The following is an 18,072-nucleotide window of genomic DNA, read 5'->3' on the forward strand; positions in this document are numbered from 1 at the left end:
CAGGCGTCGGCCACGACGCCTCCTGCGGCCGGCTCCCAGGGCTTGCCGACGATCCACTGCTGCAGATCGATCAGGGCACGTGCCGTGCGTGTACAGGTTCGTGCTCCCCCATGGCGGACACTCCATCAGGGGGAGACACGGCCCGGCGGGCCCTTGCCCCTACAGCAGCCCTTCCGCGAGCGGCCCCAGGGAGAGGGCCGGCAGGAAGTTGAGCAGCGCCAGGATGAGGGCGGCGCCGGTGGCCAGGGCGACGAAGTTGATGCCGCGGGCCTGGAGGGTGCCGGCCGTGACGACGCCCGGCTGCTGGCGGGCCAGCCGTCCGGCCAGGGCGAGCAGGAACACCATCGGGACGTAGCGGCCGATCAGCATCGCCGCTGTCATCAGCAGATTGTGGAAGTCGGTGGCGCCGTTGAAGCCGGCCATCGCGCTGCCGTTGCTGTTGACGTTCGAGGTGTAGGCGTACGTCAGCTCGGTCAGGCCGTGCGGCCCTGCGTTGCCCATGGACGTCCGGCCCTCGCCCAGCGCGGCCGCGAGGGCCGTACAGCCGAGGATGGCCGTCGGGGCGACCAGCGCGTACAGGACGACGTACCGCATCTCGCCGAACCCGATGCGTTTGCGCAGGTACTCCGGGGTGCGGCCGACCATCAGACCGCCGACGAAGACCGCGACCATGACAGCCATGATCAGGCCGTACAGGCCGCTGCCGGTACCACCGGGGGCGATCTCGCCGAGCATCATCGCCGACAGCAGCACGCCACCGCCGAGGCTGGAGAAGCTGTCGTACGACGCATTGGCCGCGCCGTCCGCCGATCCGGTGGCCGCCACACCGAAGAGGGTGGAGCCGGGGATGCCGACGCGGGTCTCGGTGCCCTCGTACTGCCCGCCGACCGCCTCCGCCACGGTGCCGTTGTGGACGCTCTGCGCGAGGTTCCCGGCCGCCAGGAGCAGGCCGAAGAGGATGCCGACGACCGCGAGCAGTGTCCAGCTCTGCCGCAGGGAGCCGATCATGCGGCCGTACGTGCGGATGAAGGCCGTCGGGATCAGCAGCATCAGCACGATCTCGATCGCATTGGTGTACGCGGACGGGTTCTCGAAGGGGTGCGCACTGTTGGCGTTGAAGACGCCGCCGCCGTCGCCCGACAGCAGCTTGATCGGTTCCCAGGAGCCGACCGGGCCACCGAGCAGGGTCTGCTGTCCGCCCGCCACCGTGCCGACGGTATCCGCGCCGCCGAGGCTCTGCGGCACGCCCAGGGCGATCAGGATGATCCCGAAGACGATGGCGAGGGGCAGGATGATCCGGAAGATCGTACGGATCAGGTCGGTCCAGAAGTTGCCGAGCCGGTCCGTGTCCCGGCGCACCAGGCCCCGGATCAGGGCCAGTGCGGCACAGATGCCGACGGCCGCGGAGGCGAACGCCTGGGTACCCAGGCCCGCCATCACCGCGAGGTGGCCGGTGGTGGACTCGCCCGCGTAGTTCTGCCAGCTGGTGTTGGTGGTGAAGCTGACGGCTGTGTGCAGGGCGAGCCGCCAGGGCATGCCCTCGTGCCCCGTCGACCAGGGCAGCTTGCCCTGGAGGGTGAAGAGTGCGAACAGCGCGGCGATGCTCGCCAGGGTGAAGGCGAGCAGTGCGAACAGGTAGTGGCGCCAGTTCTGTTCGCGGTCCGGGTCGATGCCGCAGATCTTGTAGAGGACTCGCTCGGTGCGTCGGTGCGGGCCACCGTCGAGTGCCTTGGCCATGTAGTCGCCGAGCGGGACGTGCAGTCCCACGACGACAGCGAGGATCAGCGTGGCCTGGAGCCAGCCGTACATGTTGTTCAGGCCCCCTTCGCGGGGTGGGTGCGGTCGAGTGCGGCGTTCAACCGGACGGCGTTCACGGCGGGTTCACCGAGAATGCCGAGCCCGCGGCCGGCGGTGTACGTGTCGACGAGCTTGCGCACGGCGGTTTCGGTCATGCCGCGTTCTCGGGCGACGCGCGGGGCCTGGAGCCTCGCGTACGCGGGGCTGATCTGCGGGTCGAGTCCGCTGGCGCTCGCGGTGACCGCATCGGCCGGGACCTCGGGATGCGCGGGCGCGTTCCCTCGGACAGGGGTGACCACGGCCTTGCCGTAGTCGGCGCCCGGCTTGGCGCACTCGACCTGCACGCCCTCGTAGGAGGTGCGGAACGGCTTTGCGGGGCATGCCTGGTTGAGGCTGACGACGCGGGTGGCCCTGCCGGTGGTGCCGTCCGCACGGAAGACGCCGAGGACGGCGCCGACGCCGTCGTCCGTGCAGTACGGGCGTGAGCCGTCGACGTGTTCCAGGTCTGCGACCGCCGTGCTGCGCGCGCAGACCTGGGTGAGCAGGCTCTGCTTGCCGTCGGAACCGTCGCTCCTGGTCGCCAGGACGTCCACGGTGGATTCCGGGCCGAGGTTTCCGGCCGCCGAGGCCGAGGCGTCGTATCCGGTGCCGGCGTTGGAGGGCCGGGTCTGGAAGTAGTACGGGATCGGCTTGCCCTTCTTGTCGAGGAACGACTGGCCGATGAGCTCGCTGCCGGCTTCATTGCCGTCCGCAGCGGTGAGTTGCGAGCCCTGTGCGCTGCTTCGCAGTCCCGGAATCCGGGCGATCGCGGTCATCGCCAGCGGGTAGGCGAGTCCCACGAGCAGGGTGAGCACGATGACGACCCGGATCGCCGCCATGTGGTGGCCGACCCAGGCGGGCATCCTGGAGAGGAGGTTCATGGTCAGATCCCGGGGATGAACTGGACGATGGCGACGTCGATGAACTTGATCGCGAGGAAGGGCAGGATGAGACCGCCCACACCGTAGATCCACAGATTGCGGGTGAGCAGGGCGTCGGCGCTGCTGGGCCGGTAGCGGACCCCGCGCAGGGCCAGCGGGATCAGCGCGACGATGATCACGGCGTTGAAGATGACGGCCGAGAGGACCGCGGACGTCGGCGAGTGCAGGCGCATCACATTGACCGCATCGAGCGCCGGGTAGACGCCACCGAACATCGCCGGGAGGATCGCGAAGTACTTGGCGATGTCGTTGGCGATGGAGAAGGCCGTCAACGCGCCCCGGGTGATGAGGAGTTGTTTGCCGATCTCGACGATGTCGATGATCTTGGTGGGGTCGGAGTCGAGGTCGATCATGTTGCCGGCCTCCTTGGCGGCCGACGTCCCGGTGTTCATGGCCACGCCGACATCCGCCTGCGCCAGCGCGGGCGCATCGTTGGTGCCGTCGCCGGTCATGGCGACCAGATGGCCGCCGGCCTGCTCCTTCTTGATGAGCGCGAGCTTGTCCTCGGGCGTGGCCTCGGCGAGGAAGTCGACGACACCCGCCTCCTCCGCGATGGCCTTCGCGGTGACCGGGTTGTCTCCGGTGATCATGACGGTACGGATGCCCATGCGGTGCAGCTCGGCGAACCGCTCCTTGAGGCCGGGCTTGACCACGTCCTTGAGGTGGATGACGCCGAGCAGCCGGGCGGGGCCGTCCCCTGCGGACTCGGCGACGGCGAGCGGGGTGCCGCCGGAGGCCGAGACCTGCTCCACACAGGAGTCGAGGGCCAGGGGCACGGCGCCCCCGTTCTCCTCGACCCAGGCTGCCACCGCCGCCGCCGCGCCCTTGCGCAACCGTCTGCCACCGGGAAGGTCCACGCCGGACATCCGGGTGGTGGCGCTGAAGGGCACCCACTCGGCGTGTGCGGGTGCGGCCTGCCCGGCGCCGAACTGAGCCTGCACGTACTCGACGATCGAGCGGCCCTCGGGCGTCTCGTCGGCGAGGCTCGACAGCAGGGCGGCATAGCCCAGTTGACGGCCCGTCACCGCCTCGACCGGGAGGAGCGCACTCGCCCGGCGGTTGCCGTAGGTGATGGTGCCGGTCTTGTCGAGCAGCAGGGTGTTCACATCGCCCGCGGCCTCGACCGCCCTGCCGGACATGGCCAGCACATTGCGCTGCACCAGCCGGTCCATGCCTGCGATACCGATGGCCGAGAGCAGGCCGCCGATGGTCGTGGGGATCAGGCACACCAGCAGCGACACGAGGACGATGCCGGTCACACCGTCGGCGGTGAGCGCCGTCGTGTCGTGTGCCGCAGCCATGACGTCCTTGGAGAAGATCGCCATCGGCTGCAGGGTGACGACCGCGACCAGGAAGACGAAGGTCATCATGACGAGCAGCAGGTTGAGTGCCAGCTCGTTCGGGGTCTTCTGCCGGCCCGCCCCCTCCACCAGGGAGATCATCCGGTCCAGGAAGGAGGCGCCGGGCTCCTGCGTGATCCGCACGACGATGCGGTCGGACTGCACGCGTGTGCCGCCGGTGACGGCCGAGCGGTCGCCGCCCGACTCGCGGATCACGGGCGCGGACTCGCCGGTGATCGCCGACTCGTCGATGCTGGCGACACCCTCGATGACGTCGCCGTCGCCGGGAACCAGCTCCCCGGCCTCGACCACCACGATGTCGCCCCGCAGCAACGCACCCGCGTCGACGGCCTCTTCGACGTATGTGCCCTCGGCAGCCGACGGCTCCCAGCCCACAAGCCGCCGGGCGACCGTCTGGCGGCGCATGCCACGCAGGGTGTCGGCCTGGGCCCTGCCCCGGCTCTCGGCAACGGCCTCGGCGAGGTTCGCGAAGATCACGGTGAGCCACAGCCACACGGTGATCAGCCAGCCGAACCCGGACGGGCGGGCGATCGCAATGCCCGTGGTCAGCGCCGCACCGATCTCGGTGACGAACATGACGGGGTTGCGGGCCAGGGCCACAGGGTTGAGCTTGCGCAGCGCGGCCGGCAGGGCCGGACACAGCTGCTTCGGGTCGAGCAGCCCGGCGCCGATGCGCCGGACCGGGCGGGCCTCGGACGCCGAGGGACGCACGACGTCACCCGGTTTCTCGCCCACGGGGGCGGGCACGCTCATCAGAAGCGCTCCGGCTTGATCAGGGCCACCACGAGGTAGGCCAGCAGGGCGATCGCGACGATCGGCCCGACGATGTTCTCGGCAGTCACGAGGACCTCACATGTCACGCTTGCGGAGCGTATGGATACGGATCATTGGGGCGCCTCCGGGCGAGGGCCGGGCCGTCACCCGCCCGGAGGCGGTCTCGGAGAGCGGCGCGGGCTACAGGCCCACGTCGCGGCTGCGGATGTCGTCCATGGACTCGCGGCGGACGAGGAGGCGGGCGTGGCCGCCGTCCACGGCGACCACCGGCGGGCGGCCCACCAGGTTGTAGCCGGAGGCCATGGACAGGTGGTAGGCACCGGCCACGGGCACCGCGAGCAGGTCGCCGGGTCGTATGTCGGAGGGCAGTTCGACGTCGGTCGCGAGGACGTCCCCGGCCTCGCAGTGGCGGCCCACCACGGTCACCGCGATCGGTTCCGCGCCGCTGTGCCGGCCCACCAGGCGGGGCGCGTACCGCACGCCGTACAGCGCGGGCCGCGGGTTGTCGCTCATTCCGCCGTCCACGGCCACGAAGGTGCGGTCGCCCGTGCGTTTGACGGCGAGCACGTGGTACAGGGCGACCCCGGCCGGTCCCGCGATGGCGCGCCCCGGCTCGATGATCAAACGGGGCACGGTGAGCCCGGTCGCCGCGCACGCCTGGACGAGCTCCGCGCGGACCTTGCGGGCCAGGGTGGTCAGGTCCAGGACCGGCTCGCCCGGCCGGTAGGCAATGCCGTGGCCGCCGCCCAGATCGAGCTCGGGCAGGATCAGACCGTGCTGCTCGCGCAGCCGGGCCATGAGGTCGACCATGCGCCGCACGGCAGCCAGATAGGGCTCGACGCTGGTGATCTGTGAGCCCAGGTGGCAGTGCAGGCCCGTGAGTTCGAGCTGCGGCTGATCGAGTATGCGGGCGATGGCGTGCTGGGCGTATCCGTCGTTCAGGGACAGGCCGAACTTCTGGTCGTCGGTTCCGGTGCGGATCTTCTCGTGGCCGCCGGCGCTGATGCCGGGCACCACCCGGACCATCACCTTCTGATGCCCGTCGGGCCCGACCGCCGCGGCCAGCCGCGCGATCTCCGACGGGCTGTCGATCACGATGCGCCCGACGCCCAGGCGCAGCGCGGTTTCCAGGTCGTGGGGGGATTTGGCATTGCCGTGCAGCACGATCCTGCCGGGCGGGAACCCGGTGGTGACGGCGAGTTCCAGCTCACCGGCGGAGCAGACGTCGAGCCCGAGGCCCTCCTCGTCCATCCAGTGGGCCATGGCACGGCAGAGGAACGCCTTGGCCGCGTAGAGGACTTCGGCCTCGGGGAAGGCGTGCCGGTAGGTGCGGCAGCGCTCGCGCACCTCGCCCTCGTCCAGTACGTAGGCGGGGGTACCGAAGCGGTCGGCGATCTCGGCGAGCAGTACGCCGCCCACGGCCAGCTCGCCCTGGCGGGGCTCGGTGGTGGAGGCGGGCCACACCGACAGTTCATCGACGGTGGTGGCGACAGCGGGTTCGTGAACAGTGGTCATCGTGCGGTCCCTTCTCAACCGATCCACAGCGACAGTGCCGAGACGAGTGCGGCGGCGCCGGTCACCCGCAGCACACCGACGGCCTGCGGATCCCATGTGTGCTCGCGTGAGCGCGGCGACGAGGGCCTCTTCGGCGTGAGGACGACGGGTTCCGCCGGCACAGGGGCCGGGGCCGAGAGCAGGGGGTCCACCGTGACGGTGGTGACTCCGAGCGGCTCGGCCAGCGCGCGCAGTGCGGGCTCGGAGAGCCTGATCCAGGCCTGCTCGGCGCCGAGCGTCGCGGTCAGTCCCCGCTCGGAGGTGAAGCCGACGGCCGTACGGCCGCCGAGGGGGGTGCGGAAGAACCGGGCCGCACACCCGGCTGGCCCCGGCCGAACGGGAACGAACAGCGGTCCGGCCGGGAACCGTTCGGAAGGCTCCGGGTCTTCACCGCACAAGAGATCTGTCATGGGATGCCTCCTGGAGGATCCGGGGTGATGCGTGCGAGGAACGGGACCGCCCCGGACGCGGGGAGGCGGACCGGGACGTGTCGCAGACGCTATGCCCGCCCCCACCTGCTCTCCGCCACCTCATGACGGGATGCTGACGGTGACCGGGCCACCGCTGACGGGATGCTGACGCGGCAGGCGAACGCCCCTCGCGGAGGGCGTCAGAAGAACGCCAAGAAGGACCGCACCAGGTGTTGGAAAGTTCCGGACCAGGAGTGAGATGGAAGTGGCCCCTTGCGGACCACCTGCGGGAAACCACTCGCGCGCAGGCGAAGAACAGCGGAGTCATGCCTGATGCAGTGGCCCCTGCGGACACTCATGGCGTGGCCGGCGTGAGCGGCCCCTGGGCAAGCGCTCCCGCCCTCGCGCGCCGGAGTCCTCCCACCGCGCTCGGCGACGCCTTCGGCGGTGACGGCCCAGAGGTGCCGATGCACGCGAGCCTCGCGCGGGAAACCCGGACCGGGCAGCCCCCGACACCGACCTGACCGCGGACAACAGGCCGACATCCTGCGTTCACCCTCGCTTTCGCGGGTGCTGGCCCGGTGATCCGGGGAGGGACCTACGTTCGGCCGAATGAGAGCGGCGGAGGGCACGGTCCGGGGATGGACGCGACGTGGCATGTACGGCTCCGCGCTGCTGTCGGCGGGTGCGTGGGGCGCCGGCGCGCTGCCGCAAGGCGTGCGGGACGGGGTGTGGGGAGCACCGGGTCCGCTCCTCACGGCGGTGGGTGCGACGGCGGCGTATGCCGGACTCGGCCTGCTGGTATGGGCCTGGTGGCAGTTGGGCATGCTGTTGCGCGCCGGTGCGGTGATGAGCCGGAGGCAGCAGTGGACCACGCTGGGATGCTGGGCGTTGCCGCTGCTGCCCGCACCGCTGCTGTTCAGCGCTGACGTCTACAGCTACATGGCCCAGGGTGCGCTGGCCCTGCGCGGCTGGAACGTCTACGAGGTCGGCCCGACGGCACTGGGCGGCCCGCTCGCCGCCAATGTCCCGGAGCTGTGGCGGGACGCACCGGCGCCGTACGGGCCGGTGTCCGTGCTGGTGAGCCGAGCCGTGGTGTCGGTGACCGGGGAGCATCATGTGGTCGCCACGGTCGTGGGGCTTCGGCTGGTGGCGCTCGCCGGGCTGGCCCTGCTGGCGTGGTCGGTGCAGCGGCTGGCGGTGCGGACGGACGCCGGCGGTGGAGGGGCCTGGTGGGCGGCGCCGCTCAATCCACTGATGGTCGCGCACGTGGTGGGCGGGGCGCACAACGAGGCACTGATGGTCGGACTGATGATGGCCGGTTTCGTGGCCTTTCGCTCCGGGCGATGGGGCCTGGGTACTGCGGTGCTGATGGGGGCCGTACTGGTGAAGGCCCCCGCCGCGGTGGCGTTGGGGTGTGCCGCGATGGTGGCGGTGGCAGCGCAGCCGGGTTGGCGGCGGCGCTTCGGCCGTGCTCTGGGAATCGCCCTGGTGGCCGGCGGCACGCTGTGGCTGGGTGTGACCCTGTGCGGCCAGGGCTGGGGGTGGCTGCGGACCGTGCGTACGCCGACCGAGGTGTACACGCTGCTGTCGGTGAGCACGGACGTGGGCCGGGTGCTGGAGTGGACCGCGACCGCGGTGGGATGGAACGCGGCTCCGGGGGCGGTGACCGCGGCACGTCTGGTCGGGACGCTGGTGGGACTCGGCGCGGTGGCGTACTGCGTGGGGCGTGCTCCCCGCTACGGGGCGGAACGCGCTGCGGCCATGGGGCTGTTGGCCCTGGTGATATGCGCTCCCGCGGTGCAGGTCTGGTACCTGCTGTGGGGCGGGGTGCCACTGGCCGTGGTGGCGTGGCGCACTCTGGCGGATGCCCGGCTGAAGGCGGCGGTGGTCGCTCTGCTCCTGCTGGTGCTTCCCGCAGGCCGGGGGCCCACCTGGACCTACTCGGTCGCCGCTGTCATCGGAGGGTCGGTGACCCTGGTGTTCCTGGCATGGACGGCTCAGCACAGTCGCGAACAGACAGCCCTCGCCATGACCGGAGCCGCCGAATCAAGCCGGCTCCCGGCGCCTTCGCCCTGATGGTGACGTGAAGACTGCGCCCCTGCCGGCAGAGGTCCTCCGGCCGGGGCTTTCCCGGGCATGCGCCCGCGATCGAGCGAACCTCTGGAGGGCACAACCATGACAACCACCGTGGACGACAACGCCGTTCCGCCCAGTGGCCGGGAACCGCAGGAACCACAGGTTCGGTGGCCACCACTGCCGGCGGTGCGGAACGCACTGGCCCGCCGGGCGACATGGGTGCTGGCCGTGTGTTCCCTGGTGATGCTGCTGCTGGTGTGGATCCCCGCGTGCACCCGTTCCGGCATGGTGGATCTGCGGGTCTACCGCACCGGTTCCACCCATCTGCTCTCCGGCGACCTGTACGCCTTCCGGCTCCACCTGCCCGGCCCCGACATCTTCCCGCTGCCCTTCACCTACCCCCCGTTCGCCGCCGCCCTCTTCCTCCCCCTCTCCGCGCTGCCGTTCCCGCCGGCGGCCGCCGTCTGGACCGCGGCCTCGCTCCTGGCTCTGGTCGTCTTCGTTCACGGCAGCCTGCGCCTGGCCGCCCCGGACACACCGCCCGAGCAGCACCGGCAGCGGGTACTGCTGTGGAGCGCCGCCCTGATGTGGACCGAACCGGTCACCACCACACTCGCCTTCGGGCAGATCAATCTGCTGCTCGCGGCCCTGGTCGTCCTCGCTGTCCGGCATCGCGCGGCAGCCGCGGCGGGATTCGGCGTCGGAATCGCCGCCGCGATCAAGCTGACCCCGGCGGTCACCGGTCTCTACTTCCTCCTGCGCGGGCGCTGGACGGCTGCCGCGTGGTCGGCCGTGGCGTTCTTCGCTATCGCGGCGATCGGATGGTGGCTGGTGCCGGGGTCCTCCCGCGACTTCTGGCTCCATGCGGTGAGCGATGCCGCACGCGTCGGCCCCGTCGGATCCGGCCTCAACCAGTCGCTGCGCGGGGCGCTTTCGCGCTCACTCGGCCATGATGTGGGCATGTCCGCCCCGTGGTGGACGGCAACCGCCCTGGTGGGTGTGCTGGCACTCTTCGCCGGGGTGCGCAGCGCACAGCGGTCCGACCGGCTCGGCTGCCTCCTCGCGGTGCAGATCTTCGGCCTCCTCGCCAGCCCCATCTCATGGTCCCACCACTGGGTCTGGGCCCTCCCCGCCCTGTTCTGGCTCCTCCACACCCCGCACCGCACTCGTTGGCGCGCAGCCGCCCAGGCCGCCTGGGCCACGGCGCTGCCCTGCCATCTCGCTTTCTGGCTGGTACAACTCCACCCCCGGATCACCTCGTTCGACTACTCATGGCCCCTCGCCGTGCTCGGCTGGGCCTACCCCGCGTGCGCACTGCTCACCCTCGTGGCTCTGACCTCTGCGGCCGCCCCGCCCCCGGCTTCCCCGCACGCCGGGGAAGCGGGCCGCCCACTGTCGCTCTTGCGGCTCAAGACTGCCGGGCGCGTTCCGAAGTAGCCGTAACGGGTTCGGTGCCGGCGTAGTCCCGTCCCGGAACATTCACCGCTCGGCTCAGCCTCCCCCGGCCCGGAGGCCCGTCACGCAGCACCGGCTCGCGGCCGGCACCACGTCCTGGTCGTTGCGCCGGGCCGACGCTGTCCGGACGTACTTCATGAGCTGCCGGAACGTGGTGGCAGACGGGGACCGAGTGGCCCAAGTCGCTCTGGAAGGAGGAGAGTTCCTCCGTTGACAGGTGACGTTTCGTGCTCGAACATGAGCCGAATCAAGCACGGTCTTGCATTTCACGGCACAGATTCCATGACCCGGTCGGCCGAAGGACACGAGGCGTGCCCATGCAACCACGAAGGTCCGGAGCTCGATTCGCCGCACTCACCCTGGCGTTCGCCGCTGCGGCGGCCGGGCTCGCAGGTTCACCGGCCGCCGCCCGGTCGGCACAGGCGACAGGCGGCGCGACCGGGGGCGCGACACCGACGATCACCGACGGCGCTTCCCGCTGGGGCCCGTCCGGCCGAAGGGTGAGCGCCGCTCGCCCCGTACGGCGGGTCCGTTGCCCGCACTGCCGCACTCCGTAGGCGCCACTCGCTACCCGCCCGACCCGGGAGGATCTTCGTGAACGACCGTCGAGGTGTCACCCGCAGACGTCTTCTCACCGGTACGGCCGCACTCGGCGGCGCCCTGCTGGTCCTGTCCGACCCGGGTGTCACGGCGGCCGTGCCCGTGGGCGCCGGCAAAGGTTTCGACACGGCGCCCGCCGAGGCGGCCCTGCGGCGGCTGCTGCCCAGGCACCACCGTCAGGTCGCGCTCCGCGCCATGACCGGCGCCGGCGACCGGTTCCGGGTGACCGGCACAAGCGGGCGGATCGTCGTCGAGGGCACCAGCCCCGCCGTCCTCCTCACCGGCGTGCACCGCTACCTCCGCGACGTCGCCCATGCCTCCGCCTCCTGGAACGGCGAGCAGCTGAACCTGCCGCGCCGGCTGCCCGCCCCCACCGCGGAGATCACCGCCTCGGCGAACGTGGCGCACCGGTTCGTCTTCAACGACACCAACGAGGGCTACACCGGCCCTTACCGCAGTTGGGAATCCTGGCAGCGGGAGCTCGACGTGCTCGCGCTGCACGGCTTCAACTCGGTCCTCGTCACGGTCGGCGCGGACGCCGCTTATTACGACACCTTCCGTACCTTCGGCTACTCCGAGGCCGAACTGCTGTCCTGGATCCCCGCCCCGGCCCATCAACCCTGGTGGCTGCTGCAGAACATGTCCGAGTTCGGCGGCCCGGTCAGCAGAGGGCTCCTCGAACGCCGCGCCGACCTCGGCCGAAGGATCGCCGACCGGGTGCGCGAACTCGGCATGACTCCGGTGCTGCCCGGCTGGTTCGGGACCGTCCCCGACGGGTTCCCCGGGAAACACCCCGGCGCGGTGGTCGTCCCCCAGGGAACCTGGGGTGCCTTCGAACGGCCGGACTGGCTCGACCCGCGCACCGACGCCTTCACCGAGGTGGGCGCCGAGTTCTACGCCCGGCTCGAAGGGCGGCTCGGCCAGAGCTCCCTGTACAAGATGGACCTCCTCCACGAAGGCGGACAGGCCGGCGACGTCCCCGTCGGCGAGGCCGCACGCGCCGTCGAGACCGCCTTGCAGACCGCGCATCCCGGCGCGGTCTGGGTCATCCTCGGCTGGCAGACCAACCCGCGCCGCGACATCCTCGACGCCGTCGACACGTCCCGCATGCTGATCGTCGACGGCCTGTCCGACCGGTACGCGACGGTCATCGACCGCGAGAGCGACTGGGCGGGCACCCCGTACGCGTACGGCAGCATCTGGAACTTCGGCGGGCACACCGCCCTCGGCGCGAACACCCCCGACTGGGTGGAGACCTACCCGGCGTGGCGCGACAAGGAGGGCAGCAAGCTCGCCGGGATCGCCGCGATGCCCGAGGGCGCCGACAACAACCCGGCCGCGCTCGCCCTGCTCACCGACCTCGCCTGGTCGCCCGGCACCCTCGACCTCGACGACTGGTTCGGACGGTGGGCCACGTCCCGGTACGGCGGCGCCGACCCGCACGCCGCCGCGGCCTGGCAGGTGCTGCGCGACACCGCGTACGGGATGCGCCGCGCCGACTCCTGGAGCGAGGCCCCCGACGGACTGTTCGCGGCGCGGCCCGGCCTCACCGCCGGCAGCGCCGCCTCCTGGAGCCCGGCCGCCGAACGCTACGACACCACCGCCTTCGACCGCGCCCTCACCGAACTCCTGAACATCGCACCGCACTTGAGGGAAAGCTCCGCCTATCGCCACGATCTGCTCGACGTGGCCCGGCAGGTCCTGTCGAACCGCAGCCGGATCCTGCTGCCGCAGATCAAGGCGGCGTACGACGTCGGCGACGCAAGACTGTTCCGGCAGCTGACGAAGACCTGGCTCGACTGGATGAACCTGCTGGACGAGGCGCTTGCCACCTCCCCGCAGCACCTGCTCGGACGCTGGCTCGCCGATGCGCGCTCCTGGGGTGCCGACGGGGCGGAGAAGGACCGGCTCGAGTACGACGCCCGGTCCATCCTCACCACCTGGGGCGGCCGGGCCAGCAGCGACGAGGGCCTGCACGACTACGCCAACCGCGAGTGGTCCGGCCTCGTCGCAGGGCTCTACCGCACCCGCTGGCAGACGTACTTCACGGAGCTGGCCGCCGCGCTCGCCGAGAACCGGCGGCCCGCGGACATCGACTGGTTCGCCCTGGACGACGCGTGGGCACGCGGCCACGACCCGTATCCGGTGCGGACGTCGGGCTCGATCCAGTCCCTCGCACGCCGCGTCAGGGACACCCTCGCCCACGGCGCCCACCAAGCCGCGCTGGCGGTGTCCGCCCGGCAGGGCGCGGTCGCCGAGGGACTCCCGGCCACCGTCGAGGTCACCTTCACCCATCGCAACGGCTTCACCGCGGCGCAGGACGTCACCCTCTCCCTCGACCTCCCGGACGGCCTCACCGCCGAGCCGGACGGCCCGGTGACCACCACGTCCGTGGCTTCCGGCGCCTCGTTCACGGGACGCTTCACGGTCTCCCTCACCGGCGCGGCGCGCGACCCGGTCGTCCGGGTACGCGCCGACGCGGCCTACCGGACGGGCCGTTCCGCGGGCACGGCGGTCGGAGCGGTACGCCTCATGGCGGGCACCGGGGTCCAGGAGCCGTACCGAACGGTGTCCTTCAACGACGCGGTCTTCGGACAGTCGGGCGAGGCCTTCGCGATCGAGGGGGCCGGAGCCGATCTGTGGGGTGCCACCGATGAGTTCGGCGCGGTGTACCGCGCCGGCGCCTTCGCCGACGGCACCTCGGCATCCGTGCGGATCACCTCCCAGGACCCCACTGGCGGCTGGGCCCGGACCGGACTCATCGTCCGCGACGATCTGACCGGGAGCGGCTCCGCGGGATACGTGAACCTCGCGGTCACACCGTCCAACGGGTGTGTGCTCACCTGGGACTCGGACGGCAACGGATCCCTCGACTCGATCGCGACGGCCGGCGGCTCCGTGACGGCCCCCGTCCATCTGCGGCTCACCCGCGAAGGGATCGCGTACAAGGGCGAGTTCAGCACGGACGGCAGCACGTGGACCGCGGTCGGCACCGCGACACCCGGCAACGCCGCCGCCACCCAGGATGTGGGCGCCTTCATGACCGCCGCCAACGGCTGGACCGACAAGCGGGGCATCGTGACCTTCGACCGGCTGCGGATCTGAACGGGCCGGATCGCCCGTACCGCACATCAGGCCCACGGCGGAAGCCGCAGGCTGCCCCATCCAGCCCGGCGGACGCCCAGAGCGTCCAGAAGCCCGAACGGCCACGCGCCAGGCGGCATCGCCCGGAAGGCCGACGGTTCCCACCGAGGACAGCCGAAGCGTCGGCCGGGCGGGGCGTCGGGCTTCCGGGCGATGCCGTGGCCGGTCCTCGCTGTCAGGCGGTGGCGGGTTCGGCTTCGGCCGCTGCCGACGCTGCGACGCCGCCGCCCACGCTGTCGTTCCGGCCGCCGCCGCGTACGAGAAGGACGCTGAGTGCGGCGAGAATTCCGACCACTGTCAGGCCGACCAGGCCCCCCTTGGTGGAACCCGTCGTGGTCTCCAGGATGCCGAAGGCGGTCGGGGCGACGAAACCGCCCAGGTTGCCGATGGAGTTGATCAGCGCGATGCCCGGGGCGGCGGCGCGGGCGTCCAGGTAGTTCTGCGGAATGGTCCAGAAGATGGGGGAAGCCGGCTTGAAGCCGACCGCGGCGATGCAGAGGGCGCCGAGACCGAGCCACGGCGAGACGTACACGGCGAGAAGCGTGCCGAGGCTGCCGATCAGCAGCAGCGTGATCAGCAGGGGGCGGCGCTTGCCCAGGCGGTCGGAGATCCGGCCGGAGACCCAGACGGCGACGATCGCGCAGAGCCAGGGGACGGAGGTGAGCAGACCGACCTGGAAGTCCGAGAGGTCGCCGATGTCGTCGACGATCGAGGGGAGCCAGAACGTCACCGCGTACAGGGCGACGTTGATCGCGAAGTAGATCCAGAGGAAGAGCAGCATCTGCGGGTCGGCGAGCAGCTTCCAGCGGGAGACCTTCGCGGTGCCGCGCTCGTTCTCGCGGGCGGCCTGCTCGGCGTCGATCGTGGCGACGAGCCCCCGCTTCTCCTCGTCGGTGAGCCAGTCGGCGCTCTCGATGCTGTTGTCCAGGAAGCGGAAGACGACGAAGCCGAGGACGACCGAGAAGATGCCCTCGATGAAGAACATCCACTGCCAGCCGGCGTGGCCGAGCAGGCCGTGCATCTCCATGAGCGCGCCGGAGATCGGGCCGACGATGACGGTCGCCGTACCGGAGCCCATCAGAAAGATGGAGGTGGCGCGGCCGCGGTGGGAGTCGGGGAGCCAGCGGGAGAAGTAGTAGATGACCGCGGGGAAGAAGCCCGCTTCCGCGACGCCGAGGAGGAAGCGCAGCACGTAGAACGTCTCGGCGCTGTTCACGAAGGCCATGGCGGTGGCCACGACCCCCCAGCTGATCATGATCCGGGTGAGCCAGATCCGTGCGCCGAATCGCTCCATCAGGATGTTGGAGGGCACCTCGAAGATCGCGTAGGCGATGAAGAAGATGCCCGCGCCGACGCCGAACGCGGCGGCCGACAGACCGGTGTCGGCGCTCAGTTCGTCCTTGGCGAAGCCGATGTTGACCCGGTCCATGTAGTTCACGACGAACATGATGAAGAACAGCGGTATGACACGCTTGAAGATCTTCTTGATGGCGGACTCGACGGCCGGGGGGTGCTGCACGGCGCCGTTGACGGCGCTCCGGGGTACTGCGGACACGAGCGGCTCCGATCGTGAAAGCGGGGGGGAGGGCAGGGGCGGGAGTCGCCGGGGCGGGGAACGGGCTCCCGGCAGAGAACTCCCGCAACCAGAGCCGGGGGCCGGGAGGGACGGACCCCCCGGCTCCCGTCAGGCAGCTGGTGTCACCATCGGGGCACGGCCGGGGTTTCCCAGGCCGGGTCGGCGACGCGCATCGCAGCCGCGTCGTCGCGGTCGCGCATCGTGCCGTCGTCGTCCAGCCAGCGCTGGTGCAGGGCGGCGAGCCTGTCACGGTCGAGGGTGACGCCGAGGCCCGGGGCGTCGGAGACGGTCACCTTGCCGTCCGTGAAGGTGACCCGTTCGTCCAGCACGTCCTCGGACTGCCAGGGGTAGTGCGAGTCACAGGCGTGGTGCAGATTCGGGACCGTGGACGCCACGTGTGTCATCGCGGCGAGCGAGATGCCCAGGTGGGTGTTGGAGTGCATCGACACTCCGACGCCGAAGGTGCGGCAGATGGCGGCGAGGTCGCGGGTGTTGCGCAGGCCGCCCCAGTAGTGGTGGTCGGACAGGACGACCTGGACGGCGTCGCGGGTGAACGCCTCCTTGACCTCGTCGAAGGTCGTCACACACATGTTGGTGGCGAGCGGCACGTCGGTGCGGGCGGAGACGGCGGCCATGGCGGGCGTGCCGAGAGTGGGGTCCTCCATGTACTCCAGGACGTCCTGCAGCGCCTCGATGACCTTGATGGAGGTCTCGACGGACCAGGCGCCGTTGGGGTCGAGTCGCAGCGGGTTTCCGGGGAACGCCTCGGCTAGGGCGCGTACCGCCGCAATCTCCTGCTCGGGCTCGAAGACCCCGCCCTTGAGCTTGAAGGAGCGGAATCCATAGCGCTCGGTGAACTTGCGCGCCTGCTCGACGATGCCGGCCGGGTCGACGGCCTCGCCCCAGTCGTCCGGCTCGGAGTCGACGCCCTTCGGGTGCTCGCCCCACTTGTAGAAGAGGTAGGCGCTGTACTCGACAGCGTCGCGGACCTTGCCACCGAGCAGGGCATGGACCGGCAGGCCCTGTGCCTTGCCGAGCGCGTCCAGGCAGGCCACCTCGAAGCCGGAGACGATGGACAGCCGCAGCTTGTCGGCGGTCTGGACACCTCGCAGGCCGCCCACGTCCACCTGGTTCGCCACCCGCTCCTCGGCCACCGCGACCTCGTCCGCGACCGTGAACAGGCCGTTGAGGTCTGCGACGGACCGGCCGACCAGCTTCTCGGCGAACGGGCGGGCCAGCTCCAGGTACTTGGTGTCACCGTAGGTCTCGCCGAGACCGGTGATCCCGTCCGCGGTGGTGACCTCGATGATCAGGCGGGGGGTGTACGGCTGGTGCACGCCCTGGGTGTTGAGCAGCGGCGGGTCCGCGACGAGGATCGGGGTCAGCCGGACGTCGGTGATCGTCAGGTCGGTCATCGGGTGGCTCCAACGAGGTTCAGGCCGGTGGTGAGCAGCGCGTCGAGTTCTGCGAGGTCTGCGGGGGCCGGGTCGGTGAGCGGTGCACGAACCGGTCCCACCGGGCGGCCGCGCAGCCGGGCTGCCGCCTTGACCAGGGACACCGCATACCCGGGGCGTCGGTCGCGCAGTTCCACGAAGGGGACGTAGAAATCGGCGAGCAGCTTGTCGACGCCGCTGTCGTCGCCTGCCGACAGGGCCTGGAAGAAAGCGGTGGCGATCTCCGGGGCGAAGGCGTGGACGGCCGAGGAGTAGGCCGGGATGCCGACCGTCGCATAGGCGCGGGCCTGGAGCTCGGCTGTCGGGGCGCCGTTGAAGAAGAGGAAGCCGTCGGGGGCGGCGAGGGTGGTGCGCTGGAGCCGGTCGAGGTCGCTGTGGCCGTCCTTGAGGCCGATGACGCCGGGGATCCCGGCGATCCGGCGGACGGTCCCCGCGTCGTAGATCACCTGGTCGCGCTGGTACGCGACGAGTGGCAGCCGGGTGCCGTCGGCGATCCGACGGAGTTGCTCGACCAGGCCGTCCTGCGGGGCCTTGTTGAGGTAGTGCGGCAGGACGAGGAGCGCGTCGGCTCCGGCCTCTTCGGCGATGCGGGCGAAGCGCAGCGCCTGGGCGTAGCCGTAGCCGGTGCCGGCGACGACCGGAACACGGCCCGCCGTCACCTCCACCGCGGCCGCGACGACCCGGCCGTACTCGTCCTCGTCGAGGGCGCTGAACTCCCCTGTGCCGCAGGCCGGGAAGACTGCCCCGGGGTTCGTGTCGAGTTGTCCGGCCAGATAGCTGCGGAAGCCGTCGAGGTCGAGCGAGCCGTCGGCGTGGAAGCTGGTGAGCGGGAACGACAGCACGCCGCGGGCCATGCCGTCGCGCAGCCGCGCCGCAGTGTCGGCGAGG

General features: G+C 71.1%; 12 protein-coding genes. 3 read left to right on the top strand and 9 right to left on the bottom strand.

The features are described 5' to 3' along the window. Positions 1 to 159: 159 nt before the first annotated feature. The 6 genes from kdpA to OG878_RS10335 all read right to left on the bottom strand — a co-directional run bounded on the left by kdpA (position 160) and on the right by OG878_RS10335 (position 6,876). Complete coding sequence (kdpA, locus tag OG878_RS10310) at positions 160 to 1,809, bottom strand: potassium-transporting ATPase subunit KdpA (RefSeq protein ID WP_328886508.1); 1,650 nt, start codon at positions 1,807 to 1,809, stop codon at positions 160 to 162. A gap of 5 nt (positions 1,810 to 1,814) precedes the next feature. Further along, on the bottom strand, positions 1,815 to 2,717 hold the full coding sequence (locus tag OG878_RS10315) for a potassium-transporting ATPase subunit C (protein WP_328886509.1): 903 nt from the start codon (positions 2,715 to 2,717) through the stop codon (positions 1,815 to 1,817). A gap of 2 nt (positions 2,718 to 2,719) precedes the next feature. Next, a complete protein-coding gene (gene kdpB, locus OG878_RS10320) occupies positions 2,720 to 4,891 on the bottom strand; it encodes a potassium-transporting ATPase subunit KdpB (RefSeq protein ID WP_328886510.1) in 2,172 nt (723 codons plus the stop codon). Further along, positions 4,891 to 4,998 (bottom strand): K(+)-transporting ATPase subunit F, encoded by a 108-nt coding sequence (gene kdpF, locus OG878_RS10325; RefSeq protein WP_328886511.1) that lies wholly within the window; start codon positions 4,996 to 4,998, stop codon positions 4,891 to 4,893. The genes kdpB and kdpF overlap by 1 nt, the downstream gene beginning before the upstream one ends. 94 nt (positions 4,999 to 5,092) lie before the next feature. Continuing rightward, entirely contained in the window at positions 5,093 to 6,427 is a 1,335-nt protein-coding gene (gene lysA, locus OG878_RS10330) for a diaminopimelate decarboxylase (protein WP_328886512.1), read from the bottom strand. Positions 6,428 to 6,441: 14 nt separating this feature from the next. Beyond that, positions 6,442 to 6,876, bottom strand: coding sequence for an SAV_915 family protein (locus OG878_RS10335; protein WP_328886513.1), 435 nt, complete (start codon positions 6,874 to 6,876; stop codon positions 6,442 to 6,444). A gap of 612 nt (positions 6,877 to 7,488) precedes the next feature. Here OG878_RS10335 and mptB point away from each other — a divergent pair. The 3 genes from mptB to OG878_RS10350 all read left to right on the top strand — a co-directional run bounded on the left by mptB (position 7,489) and on the right by OG878_RS10350 (position 14,115). After that, positions 7,489 to 8,955, top strand: a complete 1,467-nt coding sequence (mptB, locus tag OG878_RS10340) for a polyprenol phosphomannose-dependent alpha 1,6 mannosyltransferase MptB (RefSeq protein WP_328886514.1) — start codon at positions 7,489 to 7,491, stop codon at positions 8,953 to 8,955. A gap of 99 nt (positions 8,956 to 9,054) precedes the next feature. Beyond that, a complete protein-coding gene (locus OG878_RS10345) occupies positions 9,055 to 10,392 on the top strand; it encodes a glycosyltransferase 87 family protein (RefSeq protein WP_328886515.1) in 1,338 nt (445 codons plus the stop codon). 612 nt (positions 10,393 to 11,004) lie between these two features. Further along, positions 11,005 to 14,115 (top strand): alpha-N-acetylglucosaminidase, encoded by a 3,111-nt coding sequence (locus OG878_RS10350; RefSeq protein WP_328886516.1) that lies wholly within the window; start codon positions 11,005 to 11,007, stop codon positions 14,113 to 14,115. A 214-nt stretch (positions 14,116 to 14,329) separates the two neighbouring features. Here OG878_RS10350 and OG878_RS10355 read toward each other — a convergent pair whose 3' ends face one another. The 3 genes from OG878_RS10355 to OG878_RS10365 form a co-directional block, all read right to left on the bottom strand. Then, complete coding sequence (locus OG878_RS10355) at positions 14,330 to 15,709, bottom strand: MFS transporter (RefSeq protein ID WP_443049087.1); 1,380 nt, start codon at positions 15,707 to 15,709, stop codon at positions 14,330 to 14,332. A gap of 143 nt (positions 15,710 to 15,852) precedes the next feature. Continuing rightward, on the bottom strand, positions 15,853 to 17,145 hold the full coding sequence (locus OG878_RS10360) for a glucarate dehydratase family protein (RefSeq protein WP_328886517.1): 1,293 nt from the start codon (positions 17,143 to 17,145) through the stop codon (positions 15,853 to 15,855). After that, a complete protein-coding gene (locus OG878_RS10365; protein ID WP_443049248.1) occupies positions 17,142 to 18,038 on the bottom strand; it encodes a 5-dehydro-4-deoxyglucarate dehydratase in 897 nt (298 codons plus the stop codon). The genes OG878_RS10360 and OG878_RS10365 overlap by 4 nt, the downstream gene beginning before the upstream one ends. Positions 18,039 to 18,072 lie beyond the last annotated feature (34 nt).

It is taken from the genome of Streptomyces sp. NBC_00316, from assembly GCF_036158715.1.
Lineage (GTDB): Bacteria > Actinomycetota > Actinomycetes > Streptomycetales > Streptomycetaceae > Streptomyces.

What these genes read in the sequence shown, in the direction of transcription:
- kdpA (WP_328886508.1), bottom strand. Translation starts at nt 1,809, where the DNA reads ATGTACGGCTGGCTCCAGGCCACGCTGATCCTCGCTGTCGTCGTGGGA.
- OG878_RS10360 (WP_328886517.1), bottom strand. Translation starts at nt 17,145, where the DNA reads ATGACCGACCTGACGATCACCGACGTCCGGCTGACCCCGATCCTCGTC.
- kdpB (WP_328886510.1), bottom strand. Translation starts at nt 4,891, where the DNA reads ATGAGCGTGCCCGCCCCCGTGGGCGAGAAACCGGGTGACGTCGTGCGT.
- OG878_RS10315 (WP_328886509.1), bottom strand. Translation starts at nt 2,717, where the DNA reads ATGAACCTCCTCTCCAGGATGCCCGCCTGGGTCGGCCACCACATGGCG.
- mptB (WP_328886514.1), top strand. Translation starts at nt 7,489, where the DNA reads ATGAGAGCGGCGGAGGGCACGGTCCGGGGATGGACGCGACGTGGCATG.
- OG878_RS10365 (WP_443049248.1), bottom strand. Translation starts at nt 18,038, where the DNA reads ATGGCCCGCGGCGTGCTGTCGTTCCCGCTCACCAGCTTCCACGCCGAC.
- OG878_RS10335 (WP_328886513.1), bottom strand. Translation starts at nt 6,876, where the DNA reads ATGACAGATCTCTTGTGCGGTGAAGACCCGGAGCCTTCCGAACGGTTC.
- lysA (WP_328886512.1), bottom strand. Translation starts at nt 6,427, where the DNA reads ATGACCACTGTTCACGAACCCGCTGTCGCCACCACCGTCGATGAACTG.
- OG878_RS10345 (WP_328886515.1), top strand. Translation starts at nt 9,055, where the DNA reads ATGACAACCACCGTGGACGACAACGCCGTTCCGCCCAGTGGCCGGGAA.